17 protein-coding genes and 1 riboswitch are annotated in these 19,730 nt (G+C 72.6%); of the genes, 3 read left to right on the forward strand and 14 right to left on the reverse strand.

Going from position 1 to position 19,730, the window contains the following annotated elements; genetic code table 11:
• Positions 1–20 precede the first annotated feature (20 nt).
• The 5 genes from AB0G59_RS25620 to AB0G59_RS25640 all read right to left on the reverse strand — a co-directional run bounded on the left by AB0G59_RS25620 (position 21) and on the right by AB0G59_RS25640 (position 5,746).
• Positions 21–1,799, reverse strand: a complete 1,779-nt coding sequence (locus tag AB0G59_RS25620; RefSeq protein ID WP_360916084.1) for an ABC transporter substrate-binding protein — start codon at positions 1,797–1,799, stop codon at positions 21–23.
• Between the two features lie 120 nt (positions 1,800–1,919).
• Positions 1,920–2,927: an ABC transporter permease gene (locus AB0G59_RS25625; protein ID WP_071962772.1), complete on the reverse strand. Its 1,008-nt coding sequence runs from the start codon at positions 2,925–2,927 to the stop codon at positions 1,920–1,922.
• Between the two features lie 375 nt (positions 2,928–3,302).
• Positions 3,303–4,109: an enhanced serine sensitivity protein SseB C-terminal domain-containing protein gene (locus tag AB0G59_RS25630; RefSeq protein ID WP_360915978.1), complete on the reverse strand. Its 807-nt coding sequence runs from the start codon at positions 4,107–4,109 to the stop codon at positions 3,303–3,305.
• 72 nt (positions 4,110–4,181) lie between these two features.
• Complete coding sequence (locus tag AB0G59_RS25635) at positions 4,182–4,958, reverse strand: enhanced serine sensitivity protein SseB (RefSeq protein WP_360915981.1); 777 nt, start codon at positions 4,956–4,958, stop codon at positions 4,182–4,184.
• Between the two features lie 134 nt (positions 4,959–5,092).
• On the reverse strand, positions 5,093–5,746 hold the full coding sequence (locus tag AB0G59_RS25640; protein ID WP_360915984.1) for an AAA family ATPase: 654 nt from the start codon (positions 5,744–5,746) through the stop codon (positions 5,093–5,095).
• A gap of 158 nt (positions 5,747–5,904) precedes the next feature.
• A riboswitch (glycine riboswitch) is annotated at positions 5,905–6,001 on the forward strand.
• A gap of 150 nt (positions 6,002–6,151) precedes the next feature.
• On the opposite strand from AB0G59_RS25640, the gene gcvT reads away from it, so the two are divergent.
• From gcvT to glyA, 3 genes are all read left to right on the forward strand, one after another.
• Entirely contained in the window at positions 6,152–7,267 is a 1,116-nt protein-coding gene (gene gcvT, locus AB0G59_RS25645; protein ID WP_360915987.1) for a glycine cleavage system aminomethyltransferase GcvT, read from the forward strand.
• Between the two features lie 67 nt (positions 7,268–7,334).
• The gene (gene gcvH, locus AB0G59_RS25650) at positions 7,335–7,709 is read left to right on the forward strand and encodes a glycine cleavage system protein GcvH (RefSeq protein WP_360915990.1); all 375 of its coding nucleotides are present in this window, start codon (positions 7,335–7,337) and stop codon (positions 7,707–7,709) included.
• Between the two features lie 30 nt (positions 7,710–7,739).
• Positions 7,740–8,999: a serine hydroxymethyltransferase gene (gene glyA, locus AB0G59_RS25655; RefSeq protein WP_360915993.1), complete on the forward strand. Its 1,260-nt coding sequence runs from the start codon at positions 7,740–7,742 to the stop codon at positions 8,997–8,999.
• Between the two features lie 76 nt (positions 9,000–9,075).
• Here glyA and AB0G59_RS25660 read toward each other — a convergent pair whose 3' ends face one another.
• The 9 genes from AB0G59_RS25660 to AB0G59_RS25700 form a co-directional block, all read right to left on the reverse strand.
• Positions 9,076–10,122 carry a hypothetical protein gene (locus tag AB0G59_RS25660; RefSeq protein ID WP_360915996.1) on the reverse strand — a complete coding sequence of 349 codons (1,047 nt, stop codon included), beginning with the start codon at positions 10,120–10,122 and terminating at the stop codon, positions 9,076–9,078.
• Complete coding sequence (locus AB0G59_RS25665) at positions 10,119–11,162, reverse strand: aspartate-semialdehyde dehydrogenase (protein WP_360915999.1); 1,044 nt, start codon at positions 11,160–11,162, stop codon at positions 10,119–10,121. Before AB0G59_RS25665 ends, AB0G59_RS25660 begins: the two co-directional genes overlap by 4 nt.
• Positions 11,163–11,195: 33 nt before the next feature.
• Positions 11,196–12,158, reverse strand: a complete 963-nt coding sequence (locus tag AB0G59_RS25670; protein WP_360916002.1) for a helix-turn-helix domain-containing protein — start codon at positions 12,156–12,158, stop codon at positions 11,196–11,198.
• A gap of 87 nt (positions 12,159–12,245) precedes the next feature.
• Positions 12,246–12,638 carry a response regulator transcription factor gene (locus AB0G59_RS25675; protein WP_360916005.1) on the reverse strand — a complete coding sequence of 131 codons (393 nt, stop codon included), beginning with the start codon at positions 12,636–12,638 and terminating at the stop codon, positions 12,246–12,248.
• A 53-nt stretch (positions 12,639–12,691) separates the two neighbouring features.
• Complete coding sequence (locus tag AB0G59_RS25680; RefSeq protein WP_360916008.1) at positions 12,692–14,194, reverse strand: aldehyde dehydrogenase family protein; 1,503 nt, start codon at positions 14,192–14,194, stop codon at positions 12,692–12,694.
• Positions 14,195–14,235: 41 nt separating this feature from the next.
• On the reverse strand, positions 14,236–15,546 hold the full coding sequence (locus AB0G59_RS25685) for a hydroxyacid-oxoacid transhydrogenase (RefSeq protein ID WP_360916011.1): 1,311 nt from the start codon (positions 15,544–15,546) through the stop codon (positions 14,236–14,238).
• 292 nt (positions 15,547–15,838) lie between these two features.
• Complete coding sequence (locus AB0G59_RS25690; protein ID WP_360916014.1) at positions 15,839–17,131, reverse strand: MFS transporter; 1,293 nt, start codon at positions 17,129–17,131, stop codon at positions 15,839–15,841.
• The gene (locus tag AB0G59_RS25695; protein ID WP_360916018.1) at positions 17,128–18,390 is read right to left on the reverse strand and encodes an ATP-grasp domain-containing protein; all 1,263 of its coding nucleotides are present in this window, start codon (positions 18,388–18,390) and stop codon (positions 17,128–17,130) included. Before AB0G59_RS25695 ends, AB0G59_RS25690 begins: the two co-directional genes overlap by 4 nt.
• A gap of 1 nt (position 18,391) precedes the next feature.
• A complete protein-coding gene (locus tag AB0G59_RS25700) occupies positions 18,392–19,684 on the reverse strand; it encodes an ATP-grasp domain-containing protein (protein ID WP_360916021.1) in 1,293 nt (430 codons plus the stop codon).
• Positions 19,685–19,730: the final 46 nt, after the last annotated feature.

The following is a 19,730-nucleotide window of genomic DNA, read 5'->3' on the forward strand; positions in this document are numbered from 1 at the left end:
CCGACGGAGCGGACGGTCTGTCACTTGGCCACACCGAGGGAGGCGTAGTCGTAGCGGCCGTTGTAGGAGTCGGCGGTGTAGACGTTGGTCAGCCGGGAACTGCGCCAGATGATGTTCTTCTCGTAGGTGAAGGGCAGGTACCAGGCGCCCTCGGTGACCTTCTTGTTGGCCTCCTGGAAGATCTTCCCGGCCCTGTCCGGGTCGGTCTCCGCGATGGCCTGGTCGAAGAGCTTGTTGATCTCCGGGTCGTTGAGCTCGGTGTAGTTGTTGTTGCCGCTCTCCAGGATGAAGCGGCCGTCGGCCATCGGCTGCAGGAAGCCCTGGCCGCTGGGGAAGTCGGCGCCCCAGCCGAAGATGATGACCCCGTAGCCCTTGGCCTTGACGTTCTTCGGAGCGCCGACGATGCCGGCGGCCTGGGCGCCGTCGTACTGGTCGATCTGGGCCTCGATGCCGACCTTCTTCAGGGCGGCCTGCAGCGACTCGGCGGTGGCGATCTCCGGCGGCTTGTTGTTGCGGACCGCGATGGTGGTCTTGAAGCCCTCCGGCTTGCCGCAGGCCTTCAGCTCCTCCTTGGCCTTGGCCTCGTCGGGCTTGCCCTGCTTGAGCTTGAACGGGTCGTAGCCGGGGTCGTAGCCCTTGACGGCCGGCGGCAGCATGCTGGTGCCGATGTCGCCGCCCGCCTCGGGGCCGCCGCGGGCGGTCTGCAGCGAGGTGTGGTCGGCGGCGTAGATGACCGCCTTGCGGCAGTGCTCGTTGTCGAACGGCGCGACGGACCTGGGGAAGGCCGCGTAGCGGATGAAGCCGGTCTGGGGGTTGTCGACGTTGGCCTTGGCGGACTGCATCGCCTTCTGGCGGCCGGCCGAGCCCATGCCGGTGGCGTTGATGTCGAGGTCGTAGTCGCCGGAGATCAGGCGGTTGTCCATGTCGTCGGCGTTGGTGGTGAGCTTGACCGTGATCTTGTCCGGCAGGGCCTTGCGGACCGGGTCGGAGTCGCGGTTCCACTTGTCGTTGCGGACCAGCTCCAGGCCCTTGTTGGGCTCGTAGGAGACCCATTTGTAGGGGCCGCTGGAGAAGGGCTTCTGCCCGTAGCGCTCCACGGTGTCCTTGTCCGGGCGCACGGGGGCGGCCGCGGGGATGGCCAGCATCTGCAGGAAGTCGCCGTTGGGCTTGGGCAGTTTGAAGACGATGGTCTTCTCATCCGGCGTCTCGATCGCCTTCAGGCCGAGCTTGTCCTTGCTCTCGTCCTTGTAGGGGCCCTTGTACTGCTTGTCGGGGTCCAGGACCTGCATCAGCCAGGTCGGGCCGCCCGAGATCTTGTCCTGGGCCCAGGTGCGCTCGATGCCGTACTTGATGTGCTGCGTGGTGATGGGCTGGCCGTCCTCCCACGTCAGGCCGTCACGCAGCTTGAAGGTGTAGGTCTTCTTGTCGGCCGAGATCTGACCGGTGTCGGTGGCCAGGTCCGCCACGACCGTTGAGCTCTCGGGGCCCGGTGCGGGCTTGGGCGTGACCAGGGTGCGGGTGTAGTAGCGGGCGAAGTCCCACATGAAGCCGTAGTAGCCGCGCTGCGGGTCCCAGCTGTCGGCGTCCTGCGTGCCGATGAACTTCAGCTCGCCGCCCTTCTTGTCGGACGGGCTGGCCAGCTTGCCGAAGCCGGCGTTGAAGCCCGGGGCCTTGCCGTCGCCCTTGCCTTCCTTGCCGCCGCCACCGCCGCCGCAGGCGGTCGTGCCGAGCAGGGCCGCGACCACGAGGGCCGCCCCCGCGGCCGTTCTGCGCCTCGAAGTACTCCGGTGAGTCAAGATGTCGCGACCTCCGTGATTGACGCCGCCCGCGGTGCGGGCCGGCGGGATTTCGGGAACGGCCTCCTGACGGAACGACAGGGGCGGTCGTGCACACAGGTGAGTCGGGGCGGTACCCGCGCGTCAGCGCGAGCCCTTCGGGTCCAGGGCGTCCCGCACTCCGTCGCCGAAGAGGTTGAACGCCAGCACGGTGACGAAGATGGCCAGACCGGGGATGATCATGAACATCGGGTCGGCCTCGTAGGTGGTGACGGCCTTGGAGAGCATCTGTCCCCAGGAGGCGGTCGGGGGCTTCACCCCGGCGCCGAGGAAGCTCAGCGCGGCCTCGGTGAGCACATTGGTGGGGATCATCAAGGTGGCGTAGACGGTGATCGGCGCCACGAGGTTCGGCAGCAGCTCGCGGAAGAGGATGTACAGCCGCCCGGCGCCCAGGCTGCGGGCCGCCTCCACGTACTCGCGCTCCCTGAGCGAGAGCGTCTGCCCGCGCACGATGCGCCCTACGTACGGCCAGCCGAAGAATCCGATGACCGCGATGAGCACGGCCATGCGCACGCCCGAACCCGTCAGTCCCCACAGAGAGTTGGGCACGACCGAGACCAGGGCGATGATGAACAGCAGCTGGGGGAAGGCCAGCAGCAGGTCCATGACGCGGCTGACGACCGCGTCGACCCAGCCGCCGAAGTAGCCGGCGACGATGCCCAGCACCGTGCCGATCAGCACGGCGACGACCGCCGCGAGGAAGGCCACGAGCAGCGAGACCCGCGCGCCGTAGACGACGCGGCTGAACACATCGCGGCCGTTGCCCGGCTCGACGCCGAAGAGGAAGTCCGAACTGATGCCTCCCCAGGCCCCCTTGGGCGTGCTGAAGAGCGGATCAATCGTTTCTTCATGAAATTCGTTGGGCGGATGGCCGAGCAGCCCCACGATGAGCGGCGCGAAGAGCGCCACGAGGACGAGCAGCACCACCACGATGCCGCCGGACAGGGCCACCTTGTCGCGCTTGAGTCGTATCCAGGCGATACGCCAGGGGGAGCGGCCCTCGATGGCCTTCGCCGGGACGCCGGCGGGGACCGTTCCCACGCCGTCGGCAGCGGCCTCGGCCGCGCCCGTGTCGTGCAGTGGTGCCGTCATCGTCTGGTGGACCCCTCTCGACCGGTGCCGCCCGGCAATGGCCGGGCGGCACCCGCCGCGTACGGCGCGGCTTGTTCACATCGGGTGCGAATGGTGCGGAGGTGCGTGAGGTACTGAAGATGCGGGATGTATGAGGGTGAACGAGAGTGCGAAGGCGCAAGGATTGCGGAGGTGCGGGACGTTCACGCGCAGCAGGTCGTACCGGTGCGTCGGGCCGACGACGGGCCGTGGCCCTTGTTGGCGGGAGTCTTCAACGGGCCCGCGATCACCCGCCAGACCTCATCCGCAATGTATGCGCAACCGTGATGTGCGTAGGGAGCTTCCGTTATACGGACACACGGGGCCCCGCAGCGGGGCCGTGACCCGGCGCGGGGGTCAGTACGTACCGGCCTGCCAGCCCTGCTGAGGGGGGTAGCCGTAGCCGGCGGCGGGGCCCGTGGCGGGGGCGGGGGCGGGCGCTCCGCCGTAGGCGTCGCGGTCGAAGAAGGGCCGGGCGTTGGCCCGCATCCACATCGCCACCGGGTCGTACTCGTCCGCCATCGACACCGTCGAGACCGGCAGCCCCTCCGGGACCACACCGACCGACTGCTGCATCATCAGCCGCACCGACTCCACCGCCGCCGGGGAGGTGTCGTACAGGTCGAGCCCGACGGCCAGGTACGGCGTGCCGAGCGCGGGCTGCACCCAGGCGCGGCGCAGCGCGCGGACCACGGGCGTGCGGTGGGCGTTCTGCCCGAGCAGGGCGTAGAACTGCGGGATGTCCACGGCCGGTTCGCTCAGCCGCAGGGGGCCGGCGGGCAGCCGGTCCAGTCCGGCGGTGATCCGGCGCAGGTCGGGCCAGGGGATGCCGACGCCACCGCCGGGGGCGTGGGGGTTGAGCCACAGGCCCCAGCGGTCGGGGTAGAGGGAGGCGGCGATGTCCCGGCCGGAGACGACCTCGTGGGCGCGGTTCCAGCCACTGGCGGCGAGCTCCTGGGCGGAGGTCACACAGGGGGCGTAGCCGAGGCCGTCGACCTCCATGTTGCCGTACTGGGCGTCGGGCGAGCCCGCCTGGCCGTGCCACAGCAGCATCCAGACCCGGCCCTCGGCGAGAGCGCCCAACAGCGCCTCGTACGTGTCGTACCGGCCGGGCGCCACCTGGCGCAGCACCTGCTCCACGCCGCTCTCCGCGCCCGCGCTCACCTGGGTCCGCCTCTTCTCTTGGCCGTCTGTTCCCACCAGCTTACGAGCCCGCGGCCGCGGGCAGGGGAGCTGTCACAGGTCACGGTCGTAGAACGGACGCACCCGCGCACGCATCCAGTCACCCACGGGGTCGTGCGCCACGTCCAGGAAGACCAGCTGCACGGGCCAGGGAACGGGCACCTCGCCCAGGGCCCGGCCGAGGGCCTCCATCGCGGCGGACCGGCTCGCGGGGTCGGGCAGGTCCAGCTCCACGCCGACGAACAGCGCCGGGTCGGCGCCCTCCACGCTGGCCAGGGTGCGGCGCGCGGTCCGCACGACCTCGGCGGCCGCGAACTGCAGGCCCGCGGCGGCCAGGAAGGCGGTCGGCTCGTCCTGCCAGTCCGGCTCGAACAGGCGCACCCGGCCGCCGGTGGCCTCGCCGTCCAGGGCCGTGCGGCCGGCCCGGCACAGCGCGGCGACGGCGGGCGGCGGCAGGGGCGCGCCGACCGCGCCGTCCGGGTTGACCACGATGCCGACCTGCGGGGGCAGGCCCCGGGCGAATTCCACGGCAGGGGCCACGGCGAACGGCATCAGCTCGCCCACGACCTTCCGGAACTGCTCCTCGGAGCTGAAGACCGGTACGTACGCGGCGCCGTCCAGCTCCAGGGCGGGCAGGTCGAGGTCCCGGCTGTCGGTCCCGCCGCCGTTGGGCAGCGGGATCCACACGCTGCTGCGGCCGAGGACCTCCACGATGCGGGCGCCGGCGTCCGGCACGCCCAGGGAGGCGGCGAGCACCTCTTCGAGTTCGTTGGCAGGCCATGCCCCGGCCCCGCCACTGTGCTCCGGGCCCCACCCGTACTGCTCGGACACGCTCACCTGTCCCAACCACCGTCTCGTCACCACCGCACCCGCACCTTAACGGCTGCGCTCGCGCGGCGGCCGGGCGGTGTCCCGTATCGCGGCCGCGGCGGGGCGGGCATCCAGCCGAAACCCGACCCTGGCGGCTAGCCGAAGGCGATGGTCTCCAGGGCGTCGGCGGCGGGGCGGTCGAGGAGGGTGGTGGAGGCCGTGCCGGGCGGGACGCGGCCCGCGGCGGCGGTGGTCAGCAGGCCCGTCATCGCGCGGCGGTGGCGGTCGAAGGCCCGGCGGGAGACGCGGCGGCCGCGGGCCGCCTGGCCGGCGAGCGCGGTGTGCGGCTCCACGGCGAGCAGCAGCACATGGACCGCGCCGCCGCGCCGGCGCGCGTCGCGGGCGAGCCAGCGGCGCACCCAGGCGCGCTCCCCGCAGTCGTGCACCACCACGCTCGCGCCCGAGCGCAGGGCGCGGCGCAGCGCGGCGTAGTGGGCCAGGCGCACCAAGGGGCGGTAGGCCGCGTACGGCAGCCGGTCCGGCGTGCGGCGCTCGAAGCGGTCGCGGGCGTCCTGGGAGTCCACGCGGTGGACGGGCGTGCCCCGGCCGTCCACGGCGGCCACCGTGCGCCGTATCAGCGTGGACTTTCCGCTTCCGGGCAGCCCGGAGACGACGAGCAGATCGCCGAGCGGATAGCGCAGCTCGGTGCGGCCGCGGCCGCGCAGATCGCGCACTCCCGTGGGCGGCTCCGCCGACGGCGGCGGCTCCGCCGCGGCGTCCGGCACCTCCCCCTGGACGTCCGTACGCACCGTGATCGCCTTCCCTCCCCGTCCGTTGGCTGCCCCCTACCCACGGAATGTAAAGAAAAGGTAATCCAATTCATGGGGCCGTGGGCAGTCCCTCGCACGCTCGTACGTGCAATGATGTGCGCGCCAACGGCATGTCTATCAACTGCATACCGGCCGCTCGAATCCGCGCGGGAGAGTCCTGGTGCCCCTGGCACCGGGCGCCGAAGGAGCAAGTTCCTCCCTTGAATCTCTCAGGCCCCGTACCGCGCGGGTGAGGCAGATCTGAAAAGCGGGCCCCCGTTCCTCGCGGCGGCGGCCCCACCCAAGGTGCAAGCCGAGCCGTCCTTTCGGGGCTCTCGGTGAACCTCTCAGGTTCCGATGACAGATGGGGAGGCCGACCTCCGACTCGTGTCCGGGAGCCTGACCATGACCGATGCCCCCCGCCATACCGCCCTCGACGCGCTGCACCGCAGCCTCGGCGCCACCATGACCGACTTCGCGGGCTGGGACATGCCCCTGCGTTACGGGAGCGAGCGCGACGAGCACCTCGCCGTGCGCACCCGCGCCGGTCTCTTCGACCTCTCCCACATGGGCGAGATCACCCTTACGGGCCCCCAGGCCGGGCAGGCCCTCGATCACGCCCTGGTGGGCAACCTCTCCGCGCTGGCCGTCGGCCGCGCCCGCTACACCATGATCTGCGACGCGCAGGGCGGCATTCTGGACGACCTGATCGTCTACCGCCTCGCGGAGCAGGAGTACATGGTCGTCGCCAACGCCTCCAACGCACAGGTCGTGCTGGACGCGCTGACCGAGCGGGCGGCCGGCTTCGAGACCGAGGTCCGCGACGACCGCGACGCCTACGCGCTGATCGCCGTCCAAGGCCCGGCCTCCCCCGGCATCCTGAAGTCCGTCACCGACGCGGACCTGGACGGCCTGAAGTACTACGCGGGTCTGCCGGGCACCGTCGCGGGCGTGCCCGCGCTGATCGCCCGTACCGGTTACACCGGCGAGGACGGCTTCGAGCTGTTCGTCGCCCCGGCCGACGCCGAGAAGCTGTGGCAGGCCCTGACCGAGGCGGGCGCGGACGCGGGTCTGGTGCCCTGCGGCCTGTCCTGCCGCGACACGCTGCGCCTGGAGGCGGGCATGCCGCTGTACGGGCACGAGCTGACCACCGCCACGACGCCGTTCGACGCGGGGCTGGGCCGGGTCGTGAAGTTCGACAAGGCGGGTGACTTCGTGGGCCGCGAGGCGCTGCTGGCCGCCGCCGAGCGTGCCGAGAGCGCGCCGCCGCGCAAGCTGGTCGGTCTCGTCGCCACCGGTCGCCGGGTGCCGCGCGCCGGCTTCTCCGTCGTGGCCGGCGGCGAGGTCGTGGGCGAGGTCACCTCGGGCGCCCCCTCGCCGACCCTCGGCAAGCCGATCGCGATCGCCTACGTCGACGCGGCGCACGCCGCTCCCGGCACGGATGGGGTATCGGTGGACATTCGCGGCACGCATGAGCCGTACGAGGTCGTCGCCCTGCCGTTCTACAAGCGGGAACGCTGAGCCCCCCTCATCCCACCTGGCAAGACCCTTTGCACGACCACTCACGCGCGTACAGGAGAATCTAGTCATGAGCAACCCCCAGCAGCTCCGCTACAGCAAGGAGCACGAGTGGCTCTCGGCCGTCGAGAACGGCGTGGCGACGGTCGGCATCACGGAGTTCGCGGCCAACGCGCTCGGCGATGTCGTCTACGCCCAGCTGCCGGCCGTCGGCGACACCGTCACCGCGGGCGACACCTGCGGCGAGCTGGAGTCCACCAAGTCGGTCAGTGACCTCTACGCCCCCGTCTCCGGCGAGGTCGTCGAGATCAACGAGGACGTCGTGAACGACCCGGCGCTGGTGAACACCGCCCCGTTCGAGGGCGGCTGGCTGTTCAAGGTGAAGATCACGGACGAGCCGGCGGACCTGATGTCCGCCGACGAGTACACCGCCTTCGCCGGCTGACCCCGCCTCTCCCCCGCCCAGGAAGAACTCATGTCGCTTCTGAACAGCTCCCTCCATGAGCTCGACCCCGACGTCGCCGCCGCTGTCGACGCCGAACTCCACCGCCAGCAGTCCACCCTCGAGATGATCGCCTCGGAGAACTTCGCTCCGGTCGCGGTCATGGAGGCCCAGGGCTCGGTCCTCACCAACAAGTACGCCGAGGGCTACCCGGGCCGCCGCTACTACGGCGGCTGTGAGCACGTCGACGTCGTCGAGCAGATCGCGATCGACCGCATCAAGGCGCTCTTCGGCGCCGAGCACGCCAACGTGCAGCCGCACTCCGGCGCGCAGGCCAACGCCGCCGCGATGTTCGCCCTGCTCAACCCCGGCGACACCATCCTGGGTCTGAACCTCGCCCACGGCGGGCACCTGACCCACGGCATGAAGATCAACTTCTCCGGCAAGCTCTACAACGTGGTCGCGTACCACGTCGACGAGGCGACCAACCTGGTCGACATGGACGAGGTCGAGCGCCTCGCCAAGGAGCACCGCCCGAAGCTGATCGTCGCCGGCTGGTCCGCCTACCCGCGCCAGCTGGACTTCGCGGCCTTCCGCCGGATCGCGGACGAGGTCGGCGCGTACCTGATGGTCGACATGGCCCACTTCGCGGGCCTGGTCGCCGCCGGGCTGCACCCCTCCCCGGTGCCGCACGCGCACGTCGTGACCACCACCACGCACAAGACCCTGGGCGGTCCGCGCGGCGGTGTGATCCTGTCCACGGCCGAGCTCGCCAAGAAGATCAACTCCGCGGTCTTCCCCGGCCAGCAGGGCGGTCCGCTGGAGCATGTGATCGCGGCGAAGGCCGTCTCCTTCAAGGTCGCGGCCAGCGAGGAGTTCAAGGACCGCCAGGTCCGCACGCTCGAGGGCGCGAAGATCCTCGCCGAGCGCCTGATGCAGGCCGACGTCGCCGAGGTGGGCGTCTCGGTCCTGTCCGGCGGCACGGACGTGCACCTGGTCCTGGTGGACCTGCGCAACTCCGAGCTGGACGGCCAGCAGGCCGAGGACCGCCTCCACGAGGTCGGCATCACGGTCAACCGCAACGCCATCCCGAACGACCCGCGTCCCCCGATGGTCACCTCGGGCCTGCGGATCGGCACCCCGGCGCTGGCCACCCGCGGCTTCCAGGCGGAGGACTTCCGCGAGGTCGCCGACATCATCGCCGAGGCCCTGAAGCCGGCCTACGACGCCGAGGCGCTGCGCGGCCGCGTCACGGCGCTGGCGGGCAAGCACCCGCTGTACCCGTCGCTGTAAGGCGCGGGGACACCCCGGGGCACAGCCTGTGAGGGGCCGGTACGGACTCGTCCGTACCGGCCCCTCCGCTCATGTCTCAGGTGATCAGCACATCGCTGTGCGGGGAACGGGCCTTGGGCGGCAGGCCCGCGGCGTCCCGCTGTGCGCCGGGAACGCCGGGACCGCCGGGACCGCCGGGACCGCCGGGACCGCCGGGACCGCCGGGACCGCCGGGACCGCCGGGACCGCCGGGACCGCCGGGGAACAACGCCTCGTGGGCGCGCCGGGCCCGGTCCTGGGCGTCGGGGTGCGGGACGAGGGCGTGCTCGGCGCGCCCGTCCGCGTGCAGGGCGGTGACGCGGGTGAGCCGCTCGTCGTGGGCGGCCACGACGACGGCGGCGGAGGCGGGGCCCCGGCCCACCCGCGTGCCCGCGCCCTCCAGTGGCGGCAGCGGGCGGCAGTGCAGCAGGACGCCGGTGCGCCGGGCCCAGTCGACGGCCCGGGTGTGGACGACCTTGGCGCCGTGGTGGGACATGCGGGCGACCGTCGCGTAGTCGACGTCCGCGAGGGTGCGCGCGGCGGGGACCAGGCGGGGGTCGGCGGTGCAGACGCCCGGGACGTCGGAGAAGAGCTCGCAGACGGGCGCGCCCAGGGCGCCGGCGAGGGCGACCGCCGACAGGTCGGAGCTGTTGCGGCCCAGCATGACCGTGCGCCCGTCCGCGTCCACGCCCTGGCCGCCGGGCACCACCGCGACGGGGTGCGCGGCGAGGGCGGCGCACAGCGGGGCGGGGTCGGCCCGCAGCAGCTCGGCGTGGTGCGGCGGGCCCTCGCCGAGCAGGCCGGTGCCTGCGGCGGGGACCGCGCCCGCCGGCACCCCGGCCGCGTCGAGGGCCGCGGTGAGCAGGGCGACGCTGACGGTCTCGCCGCTGGTCAGCAGCATGGCGGCGGCCGGGGCGGGCGGGTCGGGGGCGAGGTGGTCGAGGGTCTCCTGGAGCCGGCCGGTGGTGCCGGACATGGCGCTGACCACGACGACCACCGGCTGCCCGGCGGCGGCCCGCCCGGCCACGTGGCGGGCGACGCGGGTGAACCCGTCGAGCTCGGCGAACGCGGCGCCGCCGAACTTCAGGACCAGCGGGGTGCTCACCGCAGCCACCCCCGCCCCACCGCGACCTCCACGATCTGCAGGGCGTTGAGCGCCGCGCCGACCCACAGATTGTCGGCGACGATCCACAGCCACACCCCGCGCGGGTCGTCGGGCTCCACGCGGATCCGTCCCACGTGCACGGCGGCCCGGCCCTCGTCGGTCGCGAAGACGGTGCGCGGCATCGGGTAGCCGTCGCGGTGGACGCGCAGCCCCGGCGTCGCCGCCAGCGCGTCGTGGACCGCGGCGGCCGTGACGGGCTCGCGCAGCCGGACGTACACGGCCTCGGAGTGGCAGTGGAAGACCGGCACCCGCACCGCGGTCGCGGTCAGCCGCAGCTCCGGCAGGCCGAGGATCTTGCGGGGCTCGCGCACCAGCTTGCGCTCCTCGTGGGTGAAGCCGGTCCCGTCCGCCATGCCGATCTCGGGCACCAGGTTGAAGGCGAGGGGCTGCCCGAAGCGGCCGCCCGGCAGGCCGGGGACGGCCGCCCCGGGCGCCTCGAGCACCTCGCCCGCGTCCCGGGCCAGTTCCTCCAGGCCCCGTAAGCCGCCCCCGGAGGCCGCCTGGTAGGTGGCCACGACGACGCTCTCCAGCCCGGCGAGGGCGTGCAGCGGGTGCAGGGCCCGCACGAGCTGGATGGTGGAGCAGTTGGGGTTGGCGACGATGCCGCTCGCGGGGCGCGAGGCCAGCTCGTCGGGGTTGACCTGCGGTACGACCAGGGGGACGGCGGGGTCCATGCGGAACGCGGAGCTGTTGTCGACGACGAGCGCGCCGGCCGAGGCCAGCCGCCGCGCCCGCGCTCTGCTGAGGTCGGCGCCCGCGCTGAGGACGGCCACGTCCACGCCCTCCGGGTCGAGGTCGTCGAGGGCGACGACCGGCACCAGGGGGATCTTCAGGCCGAGTTCGGCGCCCAGGTCGTGGCCGGCGCTGCGCGGGGAGGCCACGGGCGTCACGCGTGCCAGGGGCACGATGCCGCCGTCGAGCAGGCCCAGACACTCCCGGCCGACCGCTCCGGTCGCGCCGATCACCGCGATGTGCAGCATGGTTCCTCCCATCGGCCGGGGGCGCCCGGGCCGTCACAGCCGTGCGGGCCCCCGGAACATGCGTCGGTAGGTGTGCGGGGTGGTGCCCAGCGAGCGGACGAACTGGTGGCGCAGGGCCGCCGCGTTGGCGAATCCGGTGCGGGCGGCCACGGACTCCACCGTGTCGTCCGTGCGCTCCAGCAGCCGCTGGGCGAAGAGCACCCGCTGGCCGAGCAGCCAGCGGTAGGGGGTGGTGCCGGTCTCCTGGCGGAAGCGGCGGGCGAAGGTCCGCGGGGACATGCACGCCTGGGCGGCGAGCTGCTCCACGGTCAGCTCCTTGTCGAGGTGGAGCTCCATCCAGGCCAGCACCTGGCGCACGCCGTCCTCGCGGCAGTCGGGGACGGGGCGTTCGATGTACTGGGCCTGGCCGCCCTCGCGGTGCGGGGGCACCACCATCCGGCGCGCTATGGCGTTGGCGACCTCGCTGCCCTGGAGCTTGCGGACCAGGTGCAGACAGGCGTCGATGCCCGCCGAGGTGCCCGCGGAGGTGATCACGGGGTCGGCGTCGACGTAGAGCACGCCGGGCTCGACGAGGGCCTCGGGGTAGCGCTCGGCGAGCGCGGCGGCGTAGCGCCAGTGCGTGGTGCAGCGACGGCCGTCCAGCAGCCCGGCGGCCGCGAGCACGAACGCGCCCACGCAGACGCTGAGCACCCGGGCGCCGCGGAAGACGGCCCGGTGCAGGGCCTCCAGCAGCTCCGGGGGGAAGGCGCGGGTGTGGAAGTCGTCCCCGACGGGCACGGCTATCAGATCCGCGTCCTCCAGGCGGTCGAGGCCGTACGGGGTGGTGATGGTGAAGCCGGGGACGGCCCGCACCGAGAAGGACTCCGCCGCGACGAGCGCGAAGTCGTATGCGGGCAGCCCCTCCGACTGCCGGTCGATGCCGAACACCTCGCAGACGACACCGAGTTCAAAGGGGTGCACGTTGTCGAGCAGCACTGCGGCCACATTCTTCAACATGTCCCCCAATGTGGCAGGGATTCGTGGTGGGCCGACAGTCCGTCCCCTGTCCGCCGGCCGTTCCGTGCCGCACAATGGCAGCGTGCGTCAGGCGGCTCCGCCGATACGGACGAGGCCGCCCCGGATACCGAACACCACGGCCTGGGTGCGATCCGCGGCGCCCACTTTGGAGAACACCGCGGACAGATGGTTCTTGACGGTCTTCTCGGATATCTCGAGCGAGTTGGCCACCTGACGGTTGGACTTTCCCTGGGCCACCAGCCCGAGGACCTCGCGCTCCCGCGGGGTCAGCAGGGAAAGGGCCTGCTTGACCGACACGTCGCGGGAGCCCGTTGCGCCCGCGCCCGGTGGATTCCCGTCCTCGCCGTGTTCGGCGAAGAACTCCGCGAGCAGTTTCTGCGCCGCCGCGAGCGCCACGTGCATTTCGTCGAGGGCGTCGACGAGCGCCGCGGCCGAGGTCGACCGGACGCCGCCGCACACGCCACAGATCTGCCGATCATGTGTCTTCGCACTTCGCTCCCCTCGGACGTGCTTCACCCTTCGCACCCCTCTTCATAGGAAACTGTCGATTCCCCCGGCCGCGTGTGGATCGCGACCGTTTTGCAGCGCGTGTACTCGCGCAGCGCCTCGAAGCCCTTTTCCACGCCGATGCCCGACCGCTTGCAGCCGCCGAAGGGCAGTTCCACCCCTCCGGCCGCGCTGTAGTTGTTCACGAACACCTGGCCGGTGCGCAGCTGCCGGGCGAGCCAGTGGGCGGCGCCCACGTCGCGCGTCCAGACGCCGGCGGCGAGGCCGTAGCTGGTGGCCTCGGCGAGGTGGACCGCCTCCTCGAGCGAGGCGAAGGGCGTGACGGCCAGGACGGGCCCGAAGATCTCCTCGGTGAACACCGGGTGGGCGGGGTCCACCCGGTCCAGGACGGTCGGTTCGACGTAGAAGCCGTCCTCGTAGGGCGGTCCCTTCGGCACCCCGCCGCCGGTGACGGTGACGCAGTCGCGCCCGCCCTGCCGGAGGTAGCCCAGGACGCGGTCGCGCTGGGCCGCGGAGATCAGGGGGCCGAGGTCGGGGTCGGTGAGCCCGGGGCCGATGCGCAGGGCGCGGAAGGCGGCCGCCAGGGCGGCGACGAGCTCGTCGTGGACGCGGGCGTGGACGAGCAGCCGGCTGCCCGCGGAGCAGTTCTGGCCGGCGTGCTCGGTGATGGACTCGACGATCAGCGGCACCGCGCGCCGGGGGTCGTAGTCGGGGAGCACGATGTGGGGCGACTTGCCGCCCAGTTCGAGGGTGACGGGCACGATGGTGCGGGCGGCGGCCGCCATCACCGACGCGCCGGCCTCGCGGGAGCCGGTGAAGGCGAGGTGGTCGACGCCGGGGTGCGCGGCGAGGGCGGCGCCCGCCTCCGGTCCGTAGCCCGGTACGACGTTGAGGACGCCGGGCGGCAGGCCGGCGTCGAGGGCGATGCCGGCGAGGAGGAGCGGGGTGAGCGGGGCGTCCTCCGCGGGTTTGAGGACGCAGCAGTTGCCGGCCGCCAGGGCGGGGGCCACGGTGCGGGCCGCGACCTGGAGGGGGTAGTTCCAGGGGATGATGTGGCCGCACACGCCGTACGGCTCGCGCAGGGTGAAGGCGAGCAGGTCGGGCCGGCTGATCAGGGTCTCGCCGACGAGGGCCTCGACGGCGCCGCCGTAGAACTCGAAGTAGCGGGCGGCGACGTCGACGTCGGTGCGGGACTGTCCCAGCGGCTTGCCGGTGTCGCGGGTCTCGGTCTCGGCGAGCGGCTCGCGTGCGGCGCGCAGCGCGTCGGCGATGCGGCGGCAGATCCGGCCGCGCTCGGCGGGCGGGGTGTCCCGCCAGGTGTGCTCGTAGGCGTCGCGGGCGGCGGCCACGGCCTGGTCGGTCTCCGTGGCACCGCAGCGTGCGGCGCGGGCGAAGGGGCGGCCGAGGGCGGGGTCCACGACGTCGATCCAGTCGGTCGTGGGGACGCGCCGTCCGGCAATGACGGCCGCGTGGCGGGGTGAGGCCTGCGGGTTCACAGGGACGTTCACGAAGGACACCAGGCTTCCTCGGTGGGGGCACGGCAGGACGGTCAGCCGTGCAGTGAACCGGCCAGAATCCTCTGCAGGTCGCGGGCGGCGACGTCGCGCGGGCAGCACACCAGGAGCCGTTGCTGCTTGAGCGCGCCCTCGACCAGCGCGGGCAGATCGCGCGCGGTGTAGCCGAAGTCGCCGAGTCCGGTGGGGCCCTCGGTGTCCGCGACGAGGCTCAGCAGGGTGGCGGGCAGGACGTCGGCGCCGTTGGCGGCGGTGATCCCGGCGAGGTTGGCGCCCAGCAGTTCGGCGGCCCGCAGATGGCGTGCGGGGTCGGTGGGGTAGGTGAACGCGAACGCGGCGGCGGCCGTGGCGACGACGGCGCTGCCGTGCGGCACCATCGCGTGGCCGACGTCGTAGCCGGGGGGCCGGTACTCGCGGACCAGGCCGGCGACGGGGTAGGCGCAGGCGTGCGGGATGTGGGTGCCGGCGTTGCCGAAGCCGAGCCCGGCGAAGGTGGCGGCCCGGCTCATGGCCGTCCTGGCCTCCAGGTCGTGCGGGTTGAGGACGGCTCTGCGCAGGTAGCGGCCGACGAGCCGCAGGGCCTCCTCGGCCCAGATGTCGCTGACCGGGTTGGCGCCGATGTACAGGGGCCGGTCGGCGGGGGTGCGGTAGGCGGGGCGCCGGTCGTAGGGGCGGGCCGTGTACGACTCGCAGGCGTGGGTGAGGACGTCGTAGCCGGAGGCGGCGGTGACGGCCGGGGGCAGGGTGAGGGTGTTGAGCGGGTCGACCAGGGCGAGGGAGGGGCGCAGGAACGGGTCGCTGATGCCGGTCTTGACGTTCAGGCCGGTGACGCCGAGGGCGACCATGGCGGTGCACTCGCTGCCGCTGCCGGCCGTGGTGGGCACGGCGATCAGGGGCCTGAGCGGTCCGGGGATCGCGGCGGCGGCGCCGATGGGCTTGTTGAGGTAGTCGCGGACGGCGCGGCCGGGGTGACTGTGCAGGAGGTTGACCATCTTGGCGGTGTCGATCGAACTGCCGCCGCCCAGGGCCACGTAGCCGTCGACGTCGAGGCCGGCGAGCTCGCGTGCGGCCTCGGCGCAGCTCGCGTCCGTGGGTTCGACCAGCGCCCGGTCGAAGACGGTCACCGCGATGCCGTCCTTCTCGATCCGCCGCGCCACCTGGGCCGGCAGTCCCAGACGGGCCAGGTTGGGGTCGGTCACCAGGAGTACGGAGCGCAGACCGGCCCGTGCGAGTTCGTACCCGATCTCCCGGGTGGCGCCGATTCCGAACTTCAGCGGCGGCGCCTGCCAGGAAATGAGGGTCTCTCCTTCCGCTGTGCCGTCGTTCGCCCCCGTAATCAGGTCCACGTTCGGCCCTCCTCAGCTCCTTGCGGAACAGCAGGATTTGATACTAACCACAGCTTTCGATCCTCCGCATGGGGCTGGAGACCCAGGATCCGGACCGGGACTTTGGGCCCATACCGAATTTCGGCCATTACCGGTGACGACGATTCCCGGCATGGTGTCGATCGTTTTCACCGGTCCGAATCCCGTCTTCGCCAGGTAATTCCGGATTTCCCGCCGGGGAAATCCGGAATTCGTGCCCTGTACAGCGATGGAGACCGGCGGCCGGACCTTTGCGCGCGGCGGACGGCGCGGGTCAGGGCCGGGCGGCGTCCGCTTCGGCGGGGGCCGCGGCCTGCCGCCGGTCGACGGCGTCGGCCAGGGAGGTGCGGGCGGCGCGGGTGCCCACGGCGGAGCCGGCGCCGATCAGGGCGAGGACGAGCCAGAACAGCAGCAGCGCGCCGTGGTCCGCCGCCAGGTCGAAGCCGCCGGCGATGAAGCCGCCGAGCACGCCGCCGGCGCCCCACGCCATGGTGGAGTAGCCGAGGTAGAGGCCGATGCGGCCGGGCGGGGCGAGGCCGGCGACGATCGCGTCGACGACCCCGCAGAACAGGGACTCGCCGACGGAGGTCACGATGACCGAGGCCACGATCGGGCTGACGCCGTCGACGGCGCACAGCAGCCAGCCCCCGCCGAGCACGACCCCGGACAGCGCGAACACGTCGAGCCGGCCCGCGGTTCCGCGCCGTTCGATGCGGGAGCCGACGAGCGTGACGGCGATCATCACCACGACGGCGTTGCCCGCGGTCAGCAGGCCGACCAGGTCGGCGGAGAGCTTCTGGTCGACGACGGTCAGCGGCAGGGCGATGCGGTACTGGGTGATGAGGAACCAGCCGCCCACCGCGAGTCCGCAGAAGACCATCAACTGCCGGTCGCGCAGCGCCTCGGCCATCGCGGCGGGCCTGATCGGCGTCGCGTTCGTCCCGTGCATGCCGCGCAGCAGCACGGCCGAGACGACGGCGAACGCCAGGTGCAGCGCGGCCGCCACCACGAACCCGGCCCGGATGGCGCCGCTCGCCATCAGCGCCGTGCCGAACAGCGGGCCGATGAGCGCGGCGCCGTTGATCGACACGTAGTAGCGGCTGAGGTTGGCGGCCACGCCGCCGGACTTGGCGGAGGCCAGCACGCTGCGGGAGCCGTTGTTGTTGAGGGAGCCGCCGAGGCCGATCAGGGCGACGGCGCCCGCCCACAGCCAGAAGCCGTGTCCGGCGACGGCGAAGACGAGATAGGCGACCACCTCGACCAGCAGGCCGAGCACCAGGACGCGGGAGGCCCCGAAGCGGTCGCTGGCCCAGCCCGCCGGGATGCCCAGGCCCCGGCGGGTGAACTCCAGGAGGGCGAAGAGCAGTCCGGTCTGGAGGCTGCTCATGCCCGCGTGCCGGGTCAGGTGGACGGCGAGGAACGGGATGACCATGAAGAAGCCGATGTTGGTCGTGAACCGTCCGAGGATCACGACGTACGCGGGCCCCCTGCCCTCCGTGAAGACCGTGCCCTTCGCGTTCTTCCCGCCCTGCTCGCCCTTCTCGCCCGTCTCGCCCTCCACCGTCACCGCCGTGCCTCCGGCTGCCGTTCGGTGCGGATGACGAGGTGCGCGGCGGCCGCCTCGGCCGCCGTCGCGGCCGACTTGGGGTCGGGCCCGGTGGCGATGACGTGGCCGGCGCGGTTCCAGGAGTCGCCGAGCGGGGCCACCTCGTCGCCGGGCGAGGGCAGTTCGCCGAACCGGATCACGCCCTCGACGGCGAGGGCCCGCTCGAGCCCCTCGACGGCGGTCACCCGGCCCGGGGCGGGGGTGAGGTAGCGGATGGCGGCGCCGCCCGCCAGCGGCATCGCCGGGGGCGGGGGTGCGGCGTGGGCGAGGGCGGCCACGGCCCCGTAGATCATGTCGATGCCCGTGACGTGCTGGACGAGCTCCCAGATCTGGTCGCCGCCCTGGCGGACGTTGATCTCGATGACGGTCGCCCGCTCGCCGTCCTCGGCGAGCATCACCTCGGTGTGGCAGGGCCCCCAGGCGTAGCCGATGGCGTCCAGGGCGCCCAGGGCCGCCGCGACGAGGGCCGCCTGCTGCGGCTCCGGCAGGGCGGCGGGCAGGTCGTGGCCGGTCTCGACGAAGTGCGGGGGCCCCGTGGTGTGCTTGCGGGTGACCGCGAGGACCTGGTGCCGGCCGTCGACGGTGAGCGTCTCGACGCTGAACTCCCGCCCGGTCAGGAGCTCCTCGGCGAGGACCCGGACGGGCGCGGCGCCGGCGGCGTCCTCCTTGCTCCAGGCCCAGGCGGCCTTCGCGCCCGTGGTCCAGGCCCACGCGGCGGCGAGCTCGCCGGGGTGGCGGACCACATGGACGCCCGTGCCGCCGTTGCCCTCGACGGGCTTGAGGACGATGCCGCCAGGGCAGGTGCGGGCGAAGTGCGCGGCCTCCTCCTCGGTGGCGCACACCCGGTGGGCGGCGGTGGCCAGGCCCCGCTCGCGCAGCACTCGCCGCATGGCCGCCTTGTCCTGGGCGCGGGCGACGGTCGCGGCCGCGTTGCCGCGGACGCCCAGCGCGTCGGCGACGACGGCGACCGGGTACAGCGACAGTTCGGTCAGGCCCAGGACCGCGTCGAGGGGCCGCCGGGCGTGGACGTCCCGGGCGACGGCCAGCAGGGCGTCGGGGCTCTGGAAGTCGGCGTCGACGACGCGGGCGGCCAGGGACTCCTCCAGGGCGCGGTCCCCTCCGGGGCGGTGCACGACGGTGAGCGCGACGGGCAGTCCGAGCAGCTTGCCCAGCACGTCGGGGCGCGGGCAGACCAGCAGCAGGTGCGGTACGGCCGCCATGTCAGGCCGGCCCGGGGGCGGTGGCGTTCCCGGTCTCCTGGGCGGCGTTCCATATGCGTTCCAGCTCGCGTATGCGCCGGGTGTCCTTCTCTATGGCGGCCCAGTCGTCCGCGCCCTGGATGACCCAGCCGAGGCTGGTGGTGACGTCGTTGGTCATCGGGACCTCCTTGCCCTCGGGCGGCACCGCCATCCTGTGGACGGTCGGCAGTGCGGCGATCTCCTGGAGGATGTCCATGCGTCGCACCGGGCCCGCGAAGTCGGCGCACAGCCACAGCGTGCGGACCTCCTTGACCAGCTCGAAGCCCGGGGTGAACGTGCCGTCGAGCAGGTGGCGCACGGTCCGCTCGATCTGGTTGTCGCCGGTGGCCAGCGAGCCGGAGAGCATCATGCAGCTGCCGGAGTAGCGGGCGGCGAGCTCGACCAGGCGCGGCCCGTCGGCGGTCATGACGACCTCGGCGTGGGTGGAGCCGTTGCGGATGCCGACGGCGTCGGCGGCCCGCATCGTGTAGTCGGCCAGCACCGCCACGTCCGGGTGGCCGGGCGGCAGGAAGTCGGCGATGTCGTAGATGCCGATGCGCGGCCCGCGGTCGTGCTTGGCGTAGACACAGGTGTCGACGAGCCCGTGCCGTCCGTCGACCGAGTACAGGTCGACGATGTATTCGAGTCCCTCGAGGTATTCCTGCACGATGACCGTGTCATTGCGCAGTTCGAAGCCGTTGACCTGGCCGAGGATGTGCGTGAAATAGCGTCGCCAGTCCCCGCCGGGCGGAATGCGGTGGACGTTGTCGGTGCCGGCGCTGTGCGGGGGTTTGACGATGAGCGGCTTGCCCGCCAGCCCCTTGCGGACGATCCATTCCGCGACCTCTTCCGGATCGGCCGTGGAGATGGTCTCCGGTCCGGGTACACCCGCTTTCTCCAGGGCCCGGGCCATATCGCCCTTGTGGCGCTGGGCGGCGGCGCTGCCCGGCGCGTTCGCGATGTGCGGCATCAGTGTTTCCACGAGTTGCGCGGTGAGTTCGACGCCGCGCTCGTTGCCGGCGACGATGCCCACCGGGTCGTAGGAGGCCACCAGTTCCATCAGGGCCCCGAAATCGCCGTCGTAGAAGTGGACGGCCTCGTAGTCGTCGGGGTACCAGGTCGACTTCCTGACGAATTTGGCCAGGGGCTTCGGAGTGCTCATGACGGTGACGGGCAGCACGCCGCGCGCCCTGAACGCGCTGGCGAAGCCCCGGTTGTCGCCGTCCCTGAGGTGGTAGCCGTCGACGACGACCACGTAACGCTTCCCGCTGCTCATCCGGCTACTGTGCGGTCCGGCCGGCTCCGCCGGACAGTGGCAGGAC

It is taken from the genome of Streptomyces sp. NPDC021096 (assembly GCF_040641275.1).
GTDB lineage: Bacteria > Actinomycetota > Actinomycetes > Streptomycetales > Streptomycetaceae > Streptomyces.

What these genes read in the sequence shown, in the direction of transcription:
- AB0G59_RS25625 (WP_071962772.1), bottom strand. Translation starts at nt 2,927, where the DNA reads ATGACGGCACCACTGCACGACACGGGCGCGGCCGAGGCCGCTGCCGAC.
- gcvT (WP_360915987.1), top strand. Translation starts at nt 6,152, where the DNA reads ATGACCGATGCCCCCCGCCATACCGCCCTCGACGCGCTGCACCGCAGC.
- gcvH (WP_360915990.1), top strand. Translation starts at nt 7,335, where the DNA reads ATGAGCAACCCCCAGCAGCTCCGCTACAGCAAGGAGCACGAGTGGCTC.
- glyA (WP_360915993.1), top strand. Translation starts at nt 7,740, where the DNA reads ATGTCGCTTCTGAACAGCTCCCTCCATGAGCTCGACCCCGACGTCGCC.
- AB0G59_RS25665 (WP_360915999.1), bottom strand. Translation starts at nt 11,162, where the DNA reads ATGCTGCACATCGCGGTGATCGGCGCGACCGGAGCGGTCGGCCGGGAG.
- AB0G59_RS25670 (WP_360916002.1), bottom strand. Translation starts at nt 12,158, where the DNA reads ATGTTGAAGAATGTGGCCGCAGTGCTGCTCGACAACGTGCACCCCTTT.
- AB0G59_RS25695 (WP_360916018.1), bottom strand. Translation starts at nt 18,390, where the DNA reads ATGGCGGCCGTACCGCACCTGCTGCTGGTCTGCCCGCGCCCCGACGTG.
- AB0G59_RS25700 (WP_360916021.1), bottom strand. Translation starts at nt 19,684, where the DNA reads ATGAGCAGCGGGAAGCGTTACGTGGTCGTCGTCGACGGCTACCACCTC.